Source organism: Pseudomonas palmensis (assembly GCF_049942755.1).
GTDB lineage: Bacteria > Pseudomonadota > Gammaproteobacteria > Pseudomonadales > Pseudomonadaceae > Aquipseudomonas > Aquipseudomonas palmensis.
The window spans coordinates 4,379,116-4,397,164 of the sequence record NZ_CP187958.1 but is presented as its reverse complement, the minus strand read 5'-3'; the positions used below and the strand labels follow the sequence as shown (position 1 = coordinate 4,397,164).

Annotated in this window: 16 protein-coding genes; all 16 read left to right on the top strand. The window is 63.3% G+C overall.

The window, feature by feature from the left end:
* Window positions 1-68: 68 nt before the first annotated feature.
* On the top strand, window positions 69-1,190 hold the full coding sequence (gene mnmA, locus ACPRTJ_RS20310; RefSeq protein WP_058541215.1) for a tRNA 2-thiouridine(34) synthase MnmA: 1,122 nt from the start codon (window positions 69-71) through the stop codon (window positions 1,188-1,190).
* Window positions 1,190-1,810: a high frequency lysogenization protein HflD gene (gene hflD / locus ACPRTJ_RS20305; protein ID WP_043860859.1), complete on the top strand. Its 621-nt coding sequence runs from the start codon at window positions 1,190-1,192 to the stop codon at window positions 1,808-1,810. Before mnmA ends, hflD begins: the two co-directional genes overlap by 1 nt.
* Window positions 1,811-1,945: 135 nt before the next feature.
* A complete protein-coding gene (purB, locus tag ACPRTJ_RS20300) occupies window positions 1,946-3,316 on the top strand; it encodes an adenylosuccinate lyase (RefSeq protein WP_043860860.1) in 1,371 nt (456 codons plus the stop codon).
* 80 nt (window positions 3,317-3,396) lie between these two features.
* Window positions 3,397-4,563 carry a JmjC domain-containing protein gene (locus ACPRTJ_RS20295; RefSeq protein WP_426427238.1) on the top strand — a complete coding sequence of 389 codons (1,167 nt, stop codon included), beginning with the start codon at window positions 3,397-3,399 and terminating at the stop codon, window positions 4,561-4,563.
* The gene (locus ACPRTJ_RS20290; RefSeq protein WP_043860862.1) at window positions 4,556-4,981 is read left to right on the top strand and encodes a GNAT family N-acetyltransferase; all 426 of its coding nucleotides are present in this window, start codon (window positions 4,556-4,558) and stop codon (window positions 4,979-4,981) included. The genes ACPRTJ_RS20295 and ACPRTJ_RS20290 overlap by 8 nt, the downstream gene beginning before the upstream one ends.
* Before the next feature lie 125 nt (window positions 4,982-5,106).
* On the top strand, window positions 5,107-5,841 hold the full coding sequence (locus ACPRTJ_RS20285) for a secretin N-terminal domain-containing protein (RefSeq protein ID WP_229589330.1): 735 nt from the start codon (window positions 5,107-5,109) through the stop codon (window positions 5,839-5,841).
* A 522-nt stretch (window positions 5,842-6,363) separates the two neighbouring features.
* Window positions 6,364-7,689 (top strand): isocitrate lyase, encoded by a 1,326-nt coding sequence (gene aceA, locus ACPRTJ_RS20280; RefSeq protein WP_043860864.1) that lies wholly within the window; start codon window positions 6,364-6,366, stop codon window positions 7,687-7,689.
* Window positions 7,690-8,316: 627 nt separating this feature from the next.
* Window positions 8,317-8,730: an NADH-quinone oxidoreductase subunit A gene (locus ACPRTJ_RS20275; protein ID WP_010220397.1), complete on the top strand. Its 414-nt coding sequence runs from the start codon at window positions 8,317-8,319 to the stop codon at window positions 8,728-8,730.
* Between the two features lie 10 nt (window positions 8,731-8,740).
* Complete coding sequence (locus ACPRTJ_RS20270) at window positions 8,741-9,418, top strand: NADH-quinone oxidoreductase subunit B (RefSeq protein WP_043860865.1); 678 nt, start codon at window positions 8,741-8,743, stop codon at window positions 9,416-9,418.
* 77 nt (window positions 9,419-9,495) lie between these two features.
* Window positions 9,496-11,277 carry an NADH-quinone oxidoreductase subunit C/D gene (gene nuoC / locus ACPRTJ_RS20265; RefSeq protein WP_043860866.1) on the top strand — a complete coding sequence of 594 codons (1,782 nt, stop codon included), beginning with the start codon at window positions 9,496-9,498 and terminating at the stop codon, window positions 11,275-11,277.
* Window positions 11,278-11,279: 2 nt separating this feature from the next.
* Window positions 11,280-11,777, top strand: coding sequence for an NADH-quinone oxidoreductase subunit NuoE (gene nuoE / locus ACPRTJ_RS20260; RefSeq protein ID WP_043860867.1), 498 nt, complete (start codon window positions 11,280-11,282; stop codon window positions 11,775-11,777).
* Window positions 11,774-13,129 (top strand): NADH-quinone oxidoreductase subunit NuoF, encoded by a 1,356-nt coding sequence (gene nuoF, locus ACPRTJ_RS20255; RefSeq protein WP_043860868.1) that lies wholly within the window; start codon window positions 11,774-11,776, stop codon window positions 13,127-13,129. Before nuoE ends, nuoF begins: the two co-directional genes overlap by 4 nt.
* A 128-nt stretch (window positions 13,130-13,257) precedes the next feature.
* Complete coding sequence (nuoG, locus tag ACPRTJ_RS20250; protein WP_043860869.1) at window positions 13,258-15,972, top strand: NADH-quinone oxidoreductase subunit NuoG; 2,715 nt, start codon at window positions 13,258-13,260, stop codon at window positions 15,970-15,972.
* On the top strand, window positions 15,969-16,976 hold the full coding sequence (nuoH, locus tag ACPRTJ_RS20245) for an NADH-quinone oxidoreductase subunit NuoH (protein WP_054915105.1): 1,008 nt from the start codon (window positions 15,969-15,971) through the stop codon (window positions 16,974-16,976). Before nuoG ends, nuoH begins: the two co-directional genes overlap by 4 nt.
* Before the next feature lie 11 nt (window positions 16,977-16,987).
* Window positions 16,988-17,536 carry an NADH-quinone oxidoreductase subunit NuoI gene (gene nuoI, locus ACPRTJ_RS20240; protein WP_009400993.1) on the top strand — a complete coding sequence of 183 codons (549 nt, stop codon included), beginning with the start codon at window positions 16,988-16,990 and terminating at the stop codon, window positions 17,534-17,536.
* 9 nt (window positions 17,537-17,545) lie between these two features.
* On the top strand, window positions 17,546-18,046 hold the full coding sequence (gene nuoJ / locus ACPRTJ_RS20235; protein WP_043860871.1) for an NADH-quinone oxidoreductase subunit J: 501 nt from the start codon (window positions 17,546-17,548) through the stop codon (window positions 18,044-18,046).
* Window positions 18,047-18,049: the final 3 nt, after the last annotated feature.

Genomic DNA, 18,049 nt, shown 5'->3' with positions numbered 1-18,049 from the left:
CGGCTTTCGCCTTGCGCGGCGCAGCCTGATAGAATCGACGTCTTTTTCCAGATACACAGCCGGTACCTATGACCAGTCCAGCACTCTACGAACCCGAAAAGACACGCGTCATCGTCGGCATGTCCGGCGGCGTGGACTCTTCCGTCTCCGCCCTCCTGCTGATCGAGCAGGGCTACCAGGTGGAAGGCCTGTTCATGAAGAACTGGGAAGAGGACGACGGCACCGAATACTGCACCGCCCGCGAAGACCTGGCCGATGCCCAGGCCGTGTGCGACCGCATCGGCATCAAGCTGCACACTGCCAACTTTGCCGCCGAGTACTGGGACCACGTGTTCGAGCACTTCCTGGAAGAGTACAAGGCCGGGCGCACGCCGAACCCGGACATCCTGTGCAACCGCGAAATCAAGTTCAAGGCGTTCCTCGACTACGCCCTGATGCTCGGTGCCGACCTGATCGCCACCGGCCACTATGTGCGCCGCCGCGACATCGACGGGCGTACCGAGCTGCTCAAGGGCCTGGATCCGAACAAGGACCAGAGCTACTTCCTGCACGCCGTCGGCGGCGAGCAGATCGCCCGCACGCTGTTCCCGGTGGGCGAACTGGAAAAGCCCGAGGTGCGCGCCATCGCCGAAAAACACGGCCTGGCCACGGCCAAGAAGAAGGACTCCACCGGTATCTGCTTTATCGGCGAGCGCCGTTTCAGCGATTTTCTCAAGCAGTACCTGCCGGCGCAGCCCGGTGAAATCCAGACCACCGAGGGTGAAGTCATCGGCCAGCACCACGGCCTGATGTACCACACCATCGGCCAGCGTCAGGGCCTGGGCATCGGCGGCCTCAAGGATGCCAGCGACGAGCCGTGGTACGTGCTGGAGAAAGACCTCAGCCGCAACGTGCTGGTGGTCGGCCAGGGCAACGAGCACCCGTGGCTGTTCTCCCGCGCCCTGCTCGCCTCGGAGATCTTCTGGGTCAACCCCGTCGACCTCTCCAGCCCGCGCCAGCTGACGGCCAAGGTGCGCTACCGCCAGAGCGACCAGGCGTGCACCCTGGAACGCACCGCAAGCGGCTACCGCGCCGTTTTCGACGAGCCGCAGCGCGCCGTGACGCCGGGCCAGTCGGTGGTGTTCTATGACGGTGAGGTATGCCTGGGGGGCGGTGTGATCGAAGTGGCCGAGCCCTGGAGCAGCCGCTGATGAACCAGATGCAAGAACAACTGGTCGCTCTGGGCGGGGTATTCCAGGCCGCCGTGCTGGTCGACCGAATCGCCCGCACGGGCCAGGCCAGCGAGGCCGACCTGGGCTGCATGCTCGGCAGCCTGCTGGTACGCGACCCCAAGGACACCCTGGAGGTGTTCGGCGGTGACGACCTGAACCTCAAGGATGGCTACCGCGCCCTGGCCAGCGCGCTGGAGCGCGACCCTGCCAGCCTGCAGCGCGAGCCGCTGCGCTACGCCTTGTCGATGCTGGGCCTGGAGCGCCAGCTGGCCAAGCGTGGCGACATGCTCGACACCATCGGCAAGCGTCTGCCGCAGATCCAGTCCCAGGCCGATCATTTCGGCCTGGTGCATGAAAACGTGATCGCTTCGTGCGGCGCCCTCTATCAGGACACCCTGAGCACCCTGCGCCAGCGTATCCAGGTGCATGGCGACATGCGCAACCTGCAGCAGCCCAACAATGCCTCGAAGATCCGCGCCCTGCTGCTGGCCGGCATCCGTGCTGCGCGCCTGTGGCGCCAGCTGGGCGGGCACCGCTGGCAGCTGGTGATCAGCCGGCGCAAGCTGCTCAAGGAGCTGTACCCGATGCTGCGCGGCTGACCCTGGCCACGTCGCGGCCTTCGCTGGCTTGCCAGCGAAAAGGCCCGAAAGACCTTTTGTCACCCTCAAAACCCGGGCGCGTTTTTCATGTATGATATGCGCCCTTTTCGTTGCCCGACTGTCCGAGAACACCCCATGCAGCTTTCCTCGCTCACTGCGGTTTCCCCTGTTGACGGCCGCTACGCCGGCAAAACCCAGGCCCTGCGCCCCATCTTCAGCGAATACGGCCTGATCCGTTTCCGCGCCCTGGTTGAGGTCCGCTGGCTCCAGCGCCTGGCCGCCCACCCGCAAATCGCTGAAGTACCAGCGTTTTCCGCCGAAGCCAACGCCGTGCTCAACGCCCTGGCCGACGACTTCGCCCTCGAGCACGCCGAGCGCGTCAAAGAGATCGAGCGCACCACCAACCACGACGTCAAGGCCATCGAGTACCTGCTCAAGGAGCAGGCCGCCCAGCTGCCGGAACTGGCCAAGGTCAGCGAGTTCATCCACTTCGCCTGCACCAGCGAGGACATCAACAACCTGTCCCACGGCCTGATGCTGCGCGAAGGCCGCGACAGCGTGCTGCTGCCGCTGATGCGCCAGATCGCCGAGTCGATCCGCGAACTGGCCCACCGCTTCGCCGACGTACCGATGCTGTCGCGCACCCACGGCCAGCCGGCTTCGCCGACTACCCTGGGCAAAGAGCTGGCCAACGTGGTGTACCGCCTGGAGCGCCAGATCGCCCAGGTTGCCGCCGTGCCGCTGCTGGGCAAGATCAACGGCGCCGTGGGCAACTACAACGCCCACCTGTCGGCCTACCCGCAGATCGACTGGGAAGCCAACGCCCGCGCCTTCATCGAAGACGAGCTGGGCCTGGTATTCAACCCCTACACCACCCAGATCGAACCGCACGACTACATTGCCGAGCTGTTCGACGCGATCGCCCGCTTCAACACCATCCTGATCGACTTCGATCGCGATATCTGGGGCTACATCTCGCTGGGCTACTTCAAGCAGCGCACCATTGCCGGCGAAATCGGTTCCTCGACCATGCCGCACAAGGTCAACCCGATCGACTTCGAGAACTCCGAAGGCAACCTGGGCATCGCCAACGCGCTGTTCCAGCACCTGGCCAGCAAGCTGCCGATCTCGCGCTGGCAGCGCGACCTGACCGACTCCACCGTGCTGCGCAACCTGGGCGTCGGTTTCGCCCACAGCGTGATCGCCTACGAGGCCAGCCTCAAGGGCATCAGCAAGCTGGAAATCAACGAAGCCCGCATCGCCGAAGACCTGGACGCCTGCTGGGAAGTCCTGGCCGAGCCGATCCAGACCGTGATGCGCCGCTACGACATCGAAAACCCGTACGAGAAGCTCAAAGAGCTGACCCGCGGCAAAGGTATCAGCCCTGAAGCGCTGTTAACCTTCATCGATGGCCTGGACATGCCGGCCGAAGCCCGCGCCGAGCTGAAGAAGCTGACCCCGGCCAACTACATCGGTAATGCCGCGGCACAAGCCAAACGCATCTGATTGCCCCCGCGTTTTGACGCCCGGCTTGGCCGGGCGTTTTTATTGCTGAAAGAAAATTACTTTTTTTCAATAGGTTACACATGAATCCTGATACCCCACTTCAGCTGCTGGGCGGACTGACTGCCCGCGAATTCCTGCGCGACTACTGGCAGAAGAAGCCCCTGCTGGTTCGCCAGGCCTTCCCTGATTTCGAAAGCCCGATCGATGCCGATGAACTGGCCGGCCTGGCACTGGAAGAGGAAGTCGAATCGCGCCTGGTCATCGAACATGGCGAGCGCCCGTGGGAACTGCGCCGCGGCCCGTTCGACGACGCCACCTTCAGCACCCTGCCTGAGCGCGACTGGACCCTGCTGGTACAAGCCGTCGACCAGTTCGTGCCGGAAGTGGGCGAGCTGCTGGAGAGCTTTCGCTTTCTGCCAAGCTGGCGCATCGACGACGTGATGATCAGCTTCGCCGCCCCGGGTGGCAGCGTGGGCCCGCACTTCGACAACTACGACGTGTTCCTGCTGCAAGGCCAGGGCAAGCGCAACTGGAAGATCGGCCAGATGTGCGACAGCGACAGCCCGCTGATCGAGCACGCCGACCTGCGCATCCTGGCCGACTTCGAGCAGACCGACGAGTGGACCCTGGAACCGGGCGACATGCTCTACCTGCCACCGCGCCTGGCCCACTACGGTGTGGCCGAAGACGACTGCCTGACCTATTCGGTCGGCTTCCGCGCGCCGAGCGCCGCCGAAGTGCTGACCCACTTCACCGACTTCCTCAGCCAGTTCCTGCCTGACGAAGAGCGCTACACCGACGCCGACGCCCAGCCAGTGAGCGACCCGCACCAGATCCAGCGCGACGCCCTGGACCGCCTCAAGGGCCTGCTGGCCGAGCACATGAGCGACGAGCGCCTGCTGCTGACCTGGTTCGGCCAGTTCATGACCGAACCACGCTACCCGGAACTGGTGGCTGGCGAGGCACTGAGCGAAGAAGACCTGATCGACAGCCTGGAACAGGGTGCGATCCTGATCCGCAACCCGAGCGCGCGCCTGGCCTGGTCGGAAGTCGACGACAACGTGCTGCTGTTCGCCAGCGGCCAGAGCCGCCTGCTGCCGGGCGAACTGCGCGACCTGCTCAAGCTGATCTGCGCCGCCGACGCCCTGCACGTGGAAAACCTCGCGCCATGGCTTGGCGACGAAAATGGCCTTACCCTGATCTGCGAACTGGTCAAGCAAGGAAGCCTGGGATTTGCCAATGAATAAGATCGAAGTACGCCTGGCCGATTGGCAGAAAGACAACGCCGACATCCGCCGTATCCGCGAATCGGTGTTCATTGCCGAGCAGAACGTGCCGCCAGAGCTGGAGTGGGATGCCGACGACAACATCGCCGTGCACTTCCTGGCCTTTGAGGGTGACTACGCCATCGGCACCGCCCGCCTGTTGCAGGATGGCCAGATCGGGCGCGTGTCGGTGCTCAAGGACTGGCGCGGGCTCAAGGTGGGTGACGCACTGATGCAGGCCGCCATCGCCGAGGCGCAGAACCGCGATCTGCGCCAGCAGAAGCTCACCGCACAAGTGCATGCCACCGCATTCTACGAGCGCCTGGGCTTCAAGGTTGTCAGCGAGGAGTTCCTCGAGGCCGGCCTTCCGCACGTGGACATGGTGCGCGACTCGCAGTAAGCGCCAGCCCTGTCGCCGGCAAGACCAGCTCCCATACCTGCGGGAGCCGGCCTTGCCGGCGAACAGGCCAGCACAACCGCTACAAATTTGCCATCATGTCCACTCCACCCGCGGAGACCATGGACATGCCGCTACGCCCCCTGCTCGCCACCCTGCTTCTGTCGTTCAGCCTCAGTGCGCTGGCCGCCACCGAAGTCCTGCCGCTGAACCACCGCACCAGCGCCGAACTGCTCCCAGCCGCGCAAGCCTTCATCGGCAAGGACGGCAGTATCAGCACCTTCGAAAACAAGCTGATCGTCAATGCCGAGCCCGGCAAGATCGACGAACTTCGCACCCTGCTGCAACAACTGGACACCGCCCCCAAGCGCCTGCTGATCAGCGTCGACAACACCGACAGCAACGTCCAGGACAACCGCGGCAACGCCCGCGTGATCCGCTACGGCACCGCCAACCGCGAGGGTGGGCTGCAACAGGTGCAGGCCAGCGAGGGCACTCCAGCGCTGATCCAGGTTGGCCAGAGCATTCCCATCACCAGCACCCAGACCGACAGCTACGGACGCGTGCAGAGCAACACCGAGTACCGCAACGTCACCCAGGGTTTCTACGTCACCGCCAGCGTCACCGGCGAAACCGTGCACCTTGCCATCAGCACCAACAATGACCGGATGAGCCAGGAACGCCCCGATGTAGTGAAGGTGCAAAGCACCGACACGAAGGTCACCGGCAAGCTTGGCGAGTGGATCAGCCTGGCAGGTGTCAACGCTCAAAGTCAGGCCGATCGCAGCGCTTCGACCCTCAGTTACTCCACCCAGCGCGGTGAGAACATGACTTTGCGGGTAAAAGTCGAGGCACTGGACTGACCCCGCGTCGTTCAAGGCCTCGACCAAAGGCCTCGAAACTGACTGACGAGTCGTATTAGACCAAAGATGTAGTGGATGAAAAAAAGCACTACAAAACATTTGACGCCCCCGAATCGCAGAGGCATGATGGCCCCGCTCCCGCTAATCAGAGGCCCTGGCAAGGGCCTTCGAGTTGCGCTCTGACCTACCCGACCTGAGCCGATTCGTGTCTGTACAGCCCACAAGGCGGTTTGACGAGATTGCGACTGGAACGAAGTTGTCCCGAGGGACGGAAGCGCATCAAACGGTAGACGGCACACCCTGATCGACGCAGCACGGCAACCACGAGCCAACCTGCCCGGCAGCCACGCCAAGGACCTGCTCACTTCCCCCTTCGAGCCCCATCGTTCAACGTCGCCATTTCGCCCACACCACTGGCTGCCAGTGCTTCTGACCAGCGAGCAATCGGAGCTGCCCCTGTACGCACAGCGCAGCCGACAGAGCGAACATTTTTTACCGACCTATGCGACGAGGTTTACTTTCATGGCACTGACACGCGAACAGCAAATTGCAGCCCTCGAAAAAGATTGGGCCGAGAACCCACGCTGGAAAGGCGTGACCCGTACCTACTCTGCCGCTGATGTCGTTCGTCTGCGTGGCTCGGTTCAACCTGAGCACACCCTGGCCCGCATGGGTGCCGAGAAGCTGTGGAACCTGGTAACCAAAGGCGCCCACCCTTCGTTCCGCCCTGAAAAAGATTTCGTCAACTGCATGGGCGCCCTGACCGGCGGCCAGGCTGTTCAACAGGTCAAGGCCGGTATCCAGGCTATCTACCTGTCCGGCTGGCAAGTGGCTGCCGACAACAACTCGGCCGAGTCCATGTACCCCGACCAGTCGCTGTACCCGGTGGACTCCGTGCCAACCGTGGTCAAGCGCATCAACAACTCGTTCCGTCGCGCCGACCAGATCCAGTGGAAAGCCGGCAAGAACCCGGGCGACGACGGCTACATCGACTACTTCGCACCGATCGTGGCTGACGCTGAAGCCGGTTTCGGCGGCGTACTCAACGCCTACGAGCTGATGAAGAACATGATCGAGGCAGGCGCCGCCGGCGTTCACTTCGAAGACCAGCTGGCCTCGGTTAAAAAATGCGGCCACATGGGCGGCAAGGTACTGGTTCCGACCCAGGAAGCCGTACAGAAGCTCAGCGCTGCCCGCCTGGCAGCCGACGTCGCCGGTGTACCGACCATCATCCTGGCCCGTACCGACGCCAACGCCGCCGACCTGCTGACCAGCGACTGCGACCCGTACGACCAGCCATTCGTGGTGGGTGAGCGTACCCAGGAAGGTTTCTACAAGGTACGTGCCGGTCTGGACCAGGCGATTGCCCGCGGCCTGGCCTACGCACCGTATGCCGACCTGATCTGGTGCGAAACCGCCAAGCCGGACCTGGACGAAGCACGCCGCTTTGCCGAAGCCATCAAGAAGGAATACCCGGACCAGATCCTGTCCTACAACTGCTCGCCTTCCTTCAACTGGAAGAAGAACCTGGACGACGCGACCATCGCCAAGTTCCAGCGCGAGCTGTCGGCCATGGGCTACAAGCACCAGTTCATCACCCTGGCTGGCATCCACAACATGTGGCACGGCATGTTCAACCTGGCGCACGACTACGCCCGCAACGACATGACTGCCTACGTGAAGCTGCAGGAGCAGGAATTCGCCGACGCGTCCAAAGGCTACACCTTCGTGGCGCACCAGCAGGAAGTGGGCACTGGCTACTTCGACGACATGACCACCGTGATCCAGGGTGGCAAGTCTTCGGTAACCGCCCTGACCGGCTCGACCGAAGAAGAGCAGTTCCACTGATCGGCTGATCGATTGGTGACATTCGGGTAACACGCAAGACCCGGGGCCTGTGATGGGGCTCCGGGTCTTGTGCCATTCATACCCCGTGCAGGCGCCAGCCTTGCCGGCGAAAAGGCCAGCCGCCCGGCACAAGGCTTCCTTATTACCCCCGATTGGCTATGCTAGTGCACACCGGCGTCAGCGGACGGCCGTGGCAGCGCAGATACCGACGCGCCACCCCCGCGCACAACCCTGAGCCAGAGCCCAGCGCCAGCACGCAGACACTGCCCGAAACAGGGGCGCACAAACTTGCCGGCCACACCCTTGAACAACAACTTTTAGTTGACGCAGGAGGTAGGAATAACAAGAGCTCTTCAAATGATATTAATTATCATTTCGAAACTTGCATTTCGTTACGCCATACAAGAAACATAATTAACAAAAGCACGCGCAATCCACGGAATACGTGGCCTGCAGCGAGTTACGAAAGATTTTTGTTCTTAATGCTACGAATAAATTTGCTGCAGAAATTTTACTTGCTACGGGTTTACCCATAAAATCAGCGCGATAGATTTCGCTGCGACATATCGTCACTGCTCTACTTCTTTTCAAGCTCAGAGACCAAGCGCTCTGTTAAGGATTTTCAGCATGCCCGATTCGACAGGACTCATCGCCCACAACTGGGGCTTTGCCATCTTCCTTTTGGGTGTCGTCGGCCTGTGTGCCTTCATGCTCGGCCTGTCCGCCCTGCTGGGCAGCAAGGCCTGGGGCCGCAGCAAGAACGAACCGTTCGAGTCCGGCATGCTGCCAACAGGCGGTGCCCGCCTGCGTCTTTCCGCCAAATTCTATCTGGTCGCGATGCTGTTCGTGATCTTCGATATCGAAGCCCTCTTTCTCTTTGCATGGTCTGTGTCCGTCCGCGAAAGCGGCTGGACCGGATTCGTCGAAGCACTCGTTTTCATAGCAATTCTGTTGGCAGGTCTTGTCTACCTATGGCGCGTCGGGGCCCTCGATTGGGCTCCCGAAGGTCGTCGCAAGCGGCAAGCGAAGCTGAAACAATGAGGCTTTGGCAATGCAATACAATCTCACCAGGATCGACCCCGATGCGCCCAACGAGCAGTATCCAATCGGTGAACGGGAAACCGTCTCCGATTCGCTGCTAGAGGACCAGGTCCACAAGAACATCTTCATGGGCAAGCTCGAAGATGTACTCAGTGGAGCCGTCAACTGGGGGCGCAAGAATTCCCTGTGGCCGTACAACTTCGGCCTCTCCTGCTGCTACGTGGAAATGACCACGGCCTTCACGGCACCCCACGACATCGCCCGCTTCGGCGCCGAGGTCATCCGGGCATCGCCGCGTCAGGCCGACTTCATGGTCATCGCCGGCACCTGCTTCATCAAGATGGCGCCGATCATCCAGCGCCTGTACGAGCAGATGCTCGAACCCAAGTGGGTCATCTCCATGGGTTCGTGCGCCAACTCCGGTGGCATGTACGACATCTACTCGGTCGTTCAGGGGGTCGACAAGTTCCTCCCCGTGGATGTCTACGTGCCTGGCTGCCCGCCTCGCCCCGAAGCGTTCCTGCAAGGCCTGATGCTGCTGCAGGAATCGATCGGCAAGGAGCGGCGCCCTCTTTCGTGGGTCGTCGGCGATCAAGGCGTGTACCGCGCCGAGATGCCGTCGCAGAAAGAGCAGCGTCGTGAACAGCGTATCCAGGTTACCCACCTGCGCAGCCCCGACGAAGTCTGATCCAGCGACCTGCCGCCTGTTCATTCGAGCAGGCGGCCTGGCTTCATTCTCTACGTTGACCGAAAGCGATCGAGACCATGACAGCGGACACCGCTATTTACATCCCGCCTTACAAGGCTGACGACCAGGATGTGGTCGTCGAATTGAACAATCGTTTTGGCCCCGAGGCGTTCACCGCCCAGGACACCCGCACCGGCATGCCGGTGCTTTGGGTTGCCCGCGCCAAGCTGATCGAAGTGCTGACCTTCCTGCGCAACGTGGCCAAGCCGTACAGCATGCTGTACGACCTGCACGGCGTGGACGAGCGCCTGCGCACCCAGCGTCGCGGCCTGCCGGGCGCCGACTTCACCGTGTTCTACCACCTGCTGTCCGTCGAGCGTAACAGCGACGTGATGATCAAGGTGGCACTGAACGAAGGTGACCTGAACCTGCCCACCGTCACCGGTATCTGGCCCAACGCCAACTGGTACGAGCGCGAAGTCTGGGACATGTTCGGCATCGACTTTGCCGGCCACCCGCACCTGACCCGCATCATGATGCCGCCCACCTGGGAAGGCCATCCGCTGCGCAAGGACTTCCCGGCGCGCGCCACCGAGTTCGACCCCTACAGCCTGAACCTGGCCAAGCAGCAGCTCGAGGAAGAAGCCGCACGCTTCAACCCCGAAGCCTGGGGCATGAAACGTTCCGGTGCCAACGAGGACTACATGTTCCTCAACCTTGGCCCCAACCACCCTTCGGCTCACGGTGCGTTCCGTATCGTGCTGCAGCTGGACGGTGAAGAGATCGTCGACTGCGTCCCGGACATCGGCTACCACCACCGTGGTGCCGAGAAGATGGCCGAGCGCCAGTCCTGGCACAGCTTCATCCCCTACACCGACCGCATCGACTACCTGGGCGGGGTGATGAACAACCTGCCCTACGTGCTCGCGGTCGAGAAGCTGGCCGGCATCAAGGTGCCGCAGAAGGTCGACACCATCCGCATCATGATGGCCGAGTTCTTCCGCATCACCAGCCACCTGCTGTTCCTGGGTACCTACATCCAGGACGTCGGCGCCATGACCCCGGTGTTCTTCACCTTCACCGACCGTCAGCGCGCCTACACCGTGATCGAAGCCATCACCGGTTTCCGTCTGCACCCGGCCTGGTACCGTATCGGTGGCGTGGCCCACGACCTGCCGCGCGGCTGGGAAAAACTGGTCAAGGACTTCGTCGACTGGCTGCCCAAGCGCCTCGACGAGTACACCAAGGCCGCCCTGCAGAACAGCATCCTCAAGGGCCGTACCATCGGCGTGGCTGCCTACAACACCAAGGAAGCCCTGGAATGGGGCGTCACCGGTGCCGGCCTGCGTTCGACCGGTTGCGACTTCGACCTGCGCAAGGCACGCCCGTACTCGGGCTACGAGAACTTCGAGTTCGAAGTGCCGCTGGCCAGCAATGGCGATGCCTATGACCGCTGCATGGTGCGCGTGGAAGAAATGCGCCAGAGCATCAAGATCATCGACCAGTGCATGCGCAACATGCCGGAAGGCCCGTACAAGGCGGATCACCCGCTGACCACGCCGCCGCCAAAAGAGCGCACCCTGCAGCACATCGAGACCCTGATCACGCACTTCCTGCAGGTTTCGTGGGGCCCGGTCATGCCGGCCAACGAGTCCTTCCAGATGATCGAAGCGACCAAGGGCATCAACAGTTACTACCTGACGAGCGACGGCGGCACCATGAGCTACCGCACCCGGATCCGCACTCCGAGCTACCCGCACCTGCAGCAGATCCCTTCGGTGATCCGCGGCAGCATGGTCGCGGACCTGATTGCGTACCTGGGCAGTATCGACTTCGTTATGGCTGACGTGGACCGCTAAGCATGAATAACACGCTTATCCAAACCGACCGTTTCGCCCTGAGCGAAACCGAGCGCTCGGCCATCGAGCACGAGATGCACCACTACGAGGACCCGCGCGCGGCGTCCATCGAAGCCCTGAAGATCGTTCAGAAGGAACGCGGCTGGGTGCCGGACGGCGCCGTGTACGCCATCGGCGAAGTGCTGGGCATCCCTGCCAGCGACGTCGAAGGCGTGGCCACCTTCTACAGCCAGATCTTCCGCCAGCCGGTCGGCCGCCACATCATCCGTGTGTGCGACAGCATGGTCTGCTACATCGGCGGCCACGAGTCGGTGGTCAGCCAGATCCAGAGCGAGCTGGGCATCGGCCTGGGCCAGACCACCGCAGACGGGCGTTTCACCCTGCTGCCGGTGTGCTGCCTGGGCAACTGCGACAAGGCCCCGGCCCTGATGATCGACGACGACACCTTTGGCGACGTGCAACCTGCCGGCGTTTCCAAACTGCTGGAGGGTTACGTATGACCATCACTTCCTTCGGCCCGGCCAACCGCATCGCGCGCGCCGCCGAAACCCATCCGCTGACCTGGCGCCTGCGCGACGACGGCGAGCCACTGTGGCTCGACGAGTACCAGGCCAAGGACGGCTACACCGCTGCCCGCAAGGCACTGGCGCAGATGTCGCAGGACGACATCGTGCAGACCGTCAAGGACTCCGGCCTCAAGGGCCGTGGCGGTGCGGGCTTCCCGACGGGCGTCAAATGGGGCCTGATGCCCAAAGACGAATCCATGAACATCCGCTACCTGCTGTGCAACGCGGACGAAATGGAGCCCAACACCTGGAAGGACCGCATGCTGATGGAGCAACAGCCCCATCTGCTGATCGAAGGCATGCTGATCAGTGCCCGCGCGCTCAAGGCCTACCGCGGCTACATCTTCCTGCGTGGCGAATACACCACCGCCGCGCGCAACCTCACCCGTGCGGTCGAGGAAGCCAAGGCTGCCGGCCTGCTGGGCAAGAACATCCTGGGCAGCGGTTTCGATTTCGAGCTGTTCGTGCACACCGGCGCCGGGCGTTACATCTGCGGTGAAGAAACCGCACTGATCAACTCCCTCGAAGGCCGCCGCGCCAACCCGCGTTCCAAGCCGCCCTTCCCTGCCGCCGTGGGCGTGTGGGGCAAGCCGACCTGCGTGAACAACGTCGAGACCCTGTGCAACGTGCCGGCCATCGTCGGCAACGGCATCGACTGGTACAAGTCGCTGGCCCGCGAAGGCAGCGAAGACCACGGCACCAAGCTGATGGGCTTCTCCGGCAAGGTGAAGAACCCTGGCCTGTGGGAACTGCCCTTCGGCGTCACCGCCCGCGAGCTGTTCGAAGACTACGCCGGCGGCATGCGCGACGGCTTCAAGCTCAAGTGCTGGCAGCCAGGCGGCGCCGGTACCGGCTTTTTGCTGCCCGAGCACCTCGACGCCCAGATGTACGCCGGCGGCATCGCCAAGGTCGGTACCCGGATGGGTACGGGCCTGGCCATGGCCGTTGACGACAGCGTCAACATGGTCTCGCTGCTGCGCAACATGGAAGAGTTCTTTGCCCGCGAATCGTGCGGCTTCTGCACCCCGTGCCGCGACGGCCTGCCGTGGAGCGTCAAGCTGCTGCGCGCCATCGAGAAAGGCCAGGGTCAGCCAGGCGACATCGAGACGCTGCTGGGGCTGGTCGGTTTCCTCGGCCCAGGCAAGACCTTCTGCGCTCACGCACCCGGTGCGGTCGAGCCGCTGGGCAGTGCCATCAAATACTTCCGCCCCGAGTTCGAAGCCGGCATCGCAGCCACTGCTGCACCGCGCCCGGACTTGGCCAAACCCGTTGTGGTTGGCGCATAACGAACAAGAAGACGGGCGGTCCGTGCCGCCCGTTGCCCGCGATGCTCGCCCGGATGACGGCGAACCGCAGGCATACAGCTTTCCATTAGCCACGCCCGCAGACGCGGGCCAACGAAGAACTTTGAACCATGGCCACTATCCACGTAGACGGCAAAGAGCTCGAAGTCAACGGTGCAGACAACCTGTTACAGGCGTGTCTGTCGCTAGGCCTCGACATCCCCTATTTCTGCTGGCACCCGGCGCTCGGTAGCGTCGGTGCCTGCCGCCAGTGTGCGGTCAAGCAGTACACCGACGAGAACGACACCCGTGGTCGCATCGTCATGTCCTGCATGACCCCTGCCACCGATGGCAGCTGGATTTCCATCGAAGACGAAGAAGCCCGCGTGTTCCGCGCCAGCGTCGTCGAATGGCTGATGACCAACCACCCGCACGACTGCCCGGTGTGCGAGGAAGGCGGTCACTGCCACCTGCAAGACATGACGGTGATGACCGGCCACAACGAGCGCCGCTACCGTTTCACCAAGCGTACCCACCAGAACCAGGAGCTCGGCCCGTTCATCTCCCACGAGATGAACCGCTGCATCGCCTGCTACCGCTGCGTGCGCTACTACAAGGACTACGCCGGCGGTACCGACCTGGGCGTGTTCGGTGCGCACGACAACGTGTATTTCGGCCGTGTCGAGGACGGTGCCCTGGAGAGCGAGTTCTCCGGCAACCTGACCGAGGTCTGCCCGACCGGTGTGTTCACCGACAAGACCCACTCCGAGCGCTACAACCGCAAGTGGGACATGCAGTTCGCCCCGAGCATCTGCCATGGCTGCTCCAGCGGCTGCAACATCAGCCCGGGCGAGCGCTACGGTGAACTGCGCCGCATCGAGAACCGTTTCAACGGCTCGGTGAACCAGTACTTCCTGTGCGACCGTGGCCGCTTCGGCTACGGCTACGTCAACCGTACCGACCGCCCACGCCAGCCACTGCTCCAGGACGGCCAGAAACTGGGCCTGGACGCCGCGCTGGACAAGGCCGCCGACATGCTGCGCGGGCGCAACATCGTGGGTATCGGTTCGCCCCGTGCAAGCCTGGAGAGCAACTACGGCCTGCGCGAGCTGGTGGGTGCCGAACATTTCTATGCAGGCATGGAAGCCGGTGAGCTGGAGCGCGTGCGCCTGGCTTTGCAGGTGCTCAACGACAGCCCGCTGCCGGTGCCGACCCTGCGCGACATGGAAGACCATGACGCGGTGTTCGTGCTTGGCGAAGACCTGACCCAGACCGCTGCCCGCGTGGCCCTGGCCCTGCGTCAGTCGGTCAAGGGCAAGGCCGAGGCGATGGCCGATGCCATGCGCGTTCAGCCGTGGCTCGATGCCGCGGTGAAGAACATCGGCCAGCACGCCATGTACCCGCTGTTCATTGCCAGCCTGAGCGAGACCAAGCTCGACGACGTGGCGCAAGAGTGCGTGCACGCCGCGCCGGACGACCTGGCCCGCATCGGTTTCGCCGTGGCCCACGCCATCGACCCGAGCGCCCCAGCCGTCGAAGGCCTGGACGCCGAAGCCCTGGACCTGGCCAAGCGCATCGCCGACGCCCTGGTCGCGGCCAACCGCCCACTGGTGGTTGCCGGTACTTCGCTGGCCTCCAGGGCTCTGATCGAAGCTGCCGCCAACATCGCCAAGGCACTCAAGCTGCGCGAGAAGAACGGCTCGCTGAGCCTGGTGGTGCCCGAGGCCAACAGCCTGGGCCTGGCCATGCTCGGTGGCGAGTCGATCGATGCGGCGCTGGACGCCGTGATCGCCGGCAAGGCCGATGCCATCGTGGTGCTGGAAAACGACCTGTACAGCCGCGTACCGGCTGCCAAGGTCGACGCTGCCCTGGCCGCGGCCAAGGTGGTGATCGTTGCCGACCACCAGAAAACCCCGACCACCGACCGCGCGCACCTGGTGCTGCCGGCCGCCACCTTCGCCGAGGGCGACGGTACCCTGGTCAGCCAGGAAGGCCGCGCCCAGCGCTTCTTCCAGGTGTTCGACCCGCAGTACCTGGACAGCAGCATCCTGGTGCACGAAGGCTGGCGCTGGATGCATGCACTGCGTGCCACCCTGCTCAACAAGCCGGTCGACTGGACCCAGCTGGACCACGTGACCCACGCCGTGGCTGGCGTGGTGCCGCAACTGGCCGGCATCGTCAACGCCGCGCCATCGGCCGCGTTCCGCATCAAGGGCATGAAACTGGCCCGCGAGCCGCTGCGCTACTCGGGCCGTACCGCCATGCGCGCCAACATCAGCGTGCACGAGCCACGTACCCCGCAAGACCCGGACACCGCGTTCGCCTTCTCCATGGAAGGCTACTCGGGCTCCGCCGAACCGCGCCAGCAGGTGCCGTTCGCCTGGTCGCCGGGCTGGAACTCGCCGCAGGCCTGGAACAAGTTCCAGGACGAGGTCGGTGGTCACCTGCGTGCAGGCGACCCGGGCACCCGCCTGATCGAGACCCAGGGCGACAGGCTGAACTGGTTCGCCAGCGTTCCGGCGGCGTTCTCGCCGGCCCGTGGCACCTGGCAGGCCGTGCCGTTCTACCACCTGTTCGGCAGTGAAGAGAACTCTTCGCGCGCCGCCCCGGTGCAGGAGCGCATCCCGCAGGCCTACGTGGCACTGGCCAAGTCCGAAGCCGACCGCCTGGGCGTCAACGACGGCGCACTGCTGAGCCTGAACGTGGCCGGCCAGACCCTGCGTCTGCCGCTGCGCATCAATGAGGAACTGGGCGCAGGCCTGGTTGCATTGCCCAAAGGCCTGGCCGGCATCCCGCCTGCCATCTTCGGTGCATCCGTCGAAGGCTTGCAGGAGGCAGCACAATGACCTGGTTCACCCCTGAAGTGATCGATGTGATCCTCACTGTCATCAAGGCCATCGTGGTGTTGCTGGCGGTGGTGGTCTGCGGTGCGCTGCTCAGCTTCGTCGAGCGTCGCCTGCTGGGCTGGTGGCAGGACCGTTACGGTCCTAACCGCGTCGGCCCGTTCGGCATGTTCCAGATTGCCGCCGACATGCTGAAGATGTTCTTCAAGGAAGACTGGAACCCGCCCTTCGTCGACAAGGTGATCTTCACCCTGGCGCCGGTGGTGGCCATGAGCGCCTTGCTGATCGCCTTCGCGATCATCCCGATCACCCCGACCTGGGGTGTCGCGGACCTGAACATCGGCCTGCTGTTCTTCTTCGCCATGGCCGGCCTGTCGGTGTACGCCGTCCTGTTCGCCGGCTGGTCGTCGAACAACAAGTACGCCCTGCTCGGCAGCCTGCGGGCCTCGGCCCAGACCGTGTCGTACGAAGTGTTCATGGGCCTGGCGCTGATGGGCATCGTGGCCCAGGTCGGCTCGTTCAACATGCGCGACATCGTCGAATACCAGGCGCAGAACCTGTGGTTCATCATTCCGCAGTTCTTCGGCTTCTGTACCTTCTTCATCGCTGGCGTGGCCGTGACTCACCGTCACCCCTTCGACCAGCCGGAAGCGGAACAGGAACTGGCCGACGGCTACCACATCGAATATGCCGGCATGAAATGGGGCATGTTCTTCGTGGGCGAGTACATCGGCATCATCCTGATCTCGGCGCTGCTGGTAACCCTGTTCTTCGGTGGCTGGCACGGGCCGTTCGGCATCCTGCCGCAACTGTCGTTCGTGTGGTTCGCCCTGAAGACCGCGTTCTTCATCATGCTGTTCATCCTGCTGCGCGCCTCGATCCCGCGCCCGCGCTATGACCAGGTGATGGACTTCAGCTGGAAGTTCTGCCTGCCGCTGACCCTGATCAATTTGCTGGTGACCGCTGCGCTCGTGTTGCTCAACACGCCAGCTGTTGCGGCCCAGTGAGGATTTGACCCATGTTCAAGTATATTGGCGACATCGTTAAGGGCACTGGCACCCAGCTGCGCAGCCTGGTGATGGTGTTCTCCCACGGGTTCCGCAAACGCGACACCCTGCAATACCCCGAAGAGCCGGTCTACCTGCCGCCGCGCTACCGCGGCCGCATCGTGCTGACCCGCGACCCCGACGGCGAGGAGCGCTGCGTGGCCTGCAACCTGTGTGCCGTGGCCTGCCCGGTGGGTTGCATCTCGCTGCAGAAGGCCGAGACCGAAGACGGTCGCTGGTACCCCGAGTTCTTCCGCATCAACTTCTCGCGCTGCATTTTCTGCGGCCTCTGCGAGGAAGCCTGCCCGACCACCGCGATCCAGCTCACCCCGGATTTCGAAATGGCCGAGTTCAAACGTCAGGACCTGGTGTACGAGAAAGAAGATCTGCTGATCTCCGGCCCCGGCAAGAACCCTGATTACAACTTCTACCGTGTTGCAGGTATGGCCGTTGCCGGCAAGCCGAAGGGCGCCGCGCAGAACGAAGCCGAGCCGATCAACGTGAAGAGCTTGCTCCCTTAAGGAAGAAAGATGGAATTCGCTTTCTATTTCGCATCCGGTGTCGCCGTGGTGTCCACCCTGCGGGTGATCACCAACACCAACCCGGTGCATGCCCTGCTCTACCTGATCATTTCGCTGATCTCCGTGGCGATGACCTTCTTCGCCCTCGGCGCGCCGTTTGCCGGCGTGCTCGAAGTGATCGCCTACGCTGGCGCCATCATGGTGCTGTTCGTGTTCGTGGTGATGATGCTCAACCTGGGGCCGGCCTCGGTCGCCCAGGAGCGCGGCTGGCTCAAGCCCGGCATCTGGGGCGGGCCGGTGTTCCTCGCCGTCCTGCTGCTGGCCGAACTGCTGTACGTGCTGTTCGTGCAGCCGAGCGGCGCCGCCATCGGTCATACCACCGTTGACGCCAAGGCCGTGGGCATCAGCCTGTTCGGCCCTTACCTGCTGGTGGTGGAACTGGCCTCGATGCTGCTGCTGGCTGCAGCAGTGACGGCGTTCCACCTCGGCCGCAACGAGGCGAAGGAGTAAATC

Bases quoted from the DNA above. Each gene is read 5' to 3' on its own strand.
- mnmA (WP_058541215.1), top strand. From the start codon at position 69: ATGACCAGTCCAGCACTCTACGAACCCGAAAAGACACGCGTCATCGTC.
- hflD (WP_043860859.1), top strand. From the start codon at position 1,190: ATGAACCAGATGCAAGAACAACTGGTCGCTCTGGGCGGGGTATTCCAG.
- purB (WP_043860860.1), top strand. From the start codon at position 1,946: ATGCAGCTTTCCTCGCTCACTGCGGTTTCCCCTGTTGACGGCCGCTAC.
- ACPRTJ_RS20295 (WP_426427238.1), top strand. From the start codon at position 3,397: ATGAATCCTGATACCCCACTTCAGCTGCTGGGCGGACTGACTGCCCGC.
- ACPRTJ_RS20290 (WP_043860862.1), top strand. From the start codon at position 4,556: ATGAATAAGATCGAAGTACGCCTGGCCGATTGGCAGAAAGACAACGCC.
- ACPRTJ_RS20285 (WP_229589330.1), top strand. From the start codon at position 5,107: ATGCCGCTACGCCCCCTGCTCGCCACCCTGCTTCTGTCGTTCAGCCTC.
- aceA (WP_043860864.1), top strand. From the start codon at position 6,364: ATGGCACTGACACGCGAACAGCAAATTGCAGCCCTCGAAAAAGATTGG.
- ACPRTJ_RS20275 (WP_010220397.1), top strand. From the start codon at position 8,317: ATGCCCGATTCGACAGGACTCATCGCCCACAACTGGGGCTTTGCCATC.
- ACPRTJ_RS20270 (WP_043860865.1), top strand. From the start codon at position 8,741: ATGCAATACAATCTCACCAGGATCGACCCCGATGCGCCCAACGAGCAG.
- nuoC (WP_043860866.1), top strand. From the start codon at position 9,496: ATGACAGCGGACACCGCTATTTACATCCCGCCTTACAAGGCTGACGAC.
- nuoE (WP_043860867.1), top strand. From the start codon at position 11,280: ATGAATAACACGCTTATCCAAACCGACCGTTTCGCCCTGAGCGAAACC.
- nuoF (WP_043860868.1), top strand. From the start codon at position 11,774: ATGACCATCACTTCCTTCGGCCCGGCCAACCGCATCGCGCGCGCCGCC.
- nuoG (WP_043860869.1), top strand. From the start codon at position 13,258: ATGGCCACTATCCACGTAGACGGCAAAGAGCTCGAAGTCAACGGTGCA.
- nuoH (WP_054915105.1), top strand. From the start codon at position 15,969: ATGACCTGGTTCACCCCTGAAGTGATCGATGTGATCCTCACTGTCATC.
- nuoI (WP_009400993.1), top strand. From the start codon at position 16,988: ATGTTCAAGTATATTGGCGACATCGTTAAGGGCACTGGCACCCAGCTG.
- nuoJ (WP_043860871.1), top strand. From the start codon at position 17,546: ATGGAATTCGCTTTCTATTTCGCATCCGGTGTCGCCGTGGTGTCCACC.